Source organism: Dietzia sp. DQ11-71, from assembly GCF_014144995.1.
GTDB lineage: Bacteria > Actinomycetota > Actinomycetes > Mycobacteriales > Mycobacteriaceae > Dietzia > Dietzia kunjamensis.
On the sequence record NZ_JAALDT010000443.1, the window covers coordinates 1 to 1,710 of the forward strand.

The 1,710-nt window shown below is 72.3% G+C and carries 1 protein-coding gene and 1 pseudogene; one reads left to right on the forward strand and one right to left on the reverse strand.

The window, feature by feature from the left end:
* A partial coding sequence (locus G6023_RS14180) for an EsaB/YukD family protein (protein ID WP_182636115.1) occupies positions 1-468 on the reverse strand: 468 nt, incomplete at its 3' end.
* A 187-nt stretch (positions 469-655) separates the two neighbouring features.
* On the opposite strand from G6023_RS14180, the pseudogene G6023_RS14185 reads away from it, so the two are divergent.
* A pseudogene (locus G6023_RS14185) lies at positions 656-1,710 on the forward strand (type VII secretion protein EccC); the annotation flags it as partial.

Here is a 1,710-nt window from a genome sequence, read left to right on the forward strand (position 1 = left end):
CGCCGCCACCGCCGCCGTCGCGGTCGCGGTGGTGACCGCGTCGCGCCGGTCCCAGGTGGGGGAGCGAGCCACGTCCGGTTCGGTGAGACCCTGCAGGACGTCGTCGAAGAGCGGCGCCGGCGTGGGGACGGGGCGGTGGTCGAGGACGAGGATCTCCCCGTCGTGCACCCGCTGCTGCGCGAGCGTCTCCGAGACCGCCAGGGGCCCGCCGGCGAGTCGGGAGAGCTGCCAGGACCCGCCGGTGTCACCGCCCATCCGGGCGTCGACATCGACGCCGGAGGCCGGACCGGCGACCGCGCGGATGTGCTCCCGGATCAGGTCCACGACCTCCGGGATCACCGCGACCAATGCGAGGTGGGCGGGCAGACTCAGGTCCACCCGGGTGGAACGGCACACGATCGACACCCGACGCTGGTCCAGGGGATCGACGCCCGCCGCGACCTCCCGGATCCCACTACGTTGCGACACTCCAGATCCTCCCGATCCCGCCCGGATGGTGTCCCCGCCAGGACGTGTACTGCCCTAACATCGCCTTCCGATACGCCGATATTGTCGGGTCGGACGGGCGCTCGTGGGGACGCCATCTCCCGGCGGCGGGGTCACACCCGGCGGGAGCGAAGGGATCGATCACTGGTGACGTGCACGGGTGACGTTCATGGGTGATGTGGTGTTCACCCGCGCGGAGAAGCTCGACGCGCCGCCGATGCCCGGTGGGGAGCTGGCGCTGCAGGCGCCGCCCGCCCTGCCCCGGCCCACGCCCCGGCCCCTCGTCCAGATCATCCTGCCGATCGTGCTGGTGGTGGCCGTGGGCGGGATGGTCGTGGTGATGATGCGGACCGGCATGATGCGCAATCCCATGTTCATGCTCTTCCCGGTGATGATGGCGGTCTCCGCCGTCGGCATGCTCGCGGGGACTCTGAGCGGCGGTAACAAGACCGCCGAGACCGACGAACTGCGGAAGGACTACCTGCGCTATCTCGGCCAGACCCGCGACACCGTGCGCGCGACCGCATCCGCCCAGCGCGCCGCCGCCCTGTGGCGTCACCCGGATCCGGTGGAGCTGCCCGCGTTGGTGGGCACGCCCCGGATGTGGGAACGCGACGAGTCGGATCCCGAGGACCTCACCATCCGGGTGGGCCCGGGCCGTCAGGCACTGGCGACCCGGGTGGACGCGCCCGACACCGGCCCGGTCGACGACCTGGAGCCGGTCTCGGTGGTGAGCATGCGCCGCTTCGTCCGCGTGCACTCGGTGGTCGACGACCTGCCCGTGGCGCTGGAGCTGCGCGCGTTCGCCGCGCTGTCGCTCGACGGTGAGGTGGAGGTGGTGCGTTCCGCGGTACGCGCGATGATCGCCGGGCTCGTCGTGGCCCACGGGCCCGACAGGGTCCGGGTCGCGGTGGCCGCGAGCGAGGGCGACGCCCGTCAGGCCTGGGAGTGGCTCAAATGGCTCCCGCACCACGAACACCCCGACTACACCGACGGCGGTGGTCGGGTCCGGCTCACCGAGTTCTCTCTCGCCGGGGCGGAGTCGATGCTGGGAACGGGCATCTCCGACCGTTCGGCGTTCTCACCGAGTGCCCCGGTCGTGCCGGGACGGGCGCACCTCGTCGTCGTCGTCGACGGTGTGGGCGTCACCGGCGCGGAACGTCTCCTGGCGGAGGACGGACTGGACGGGGTCACGGTGCTCGAGGTCTCCGGCAGCCGCGCGGG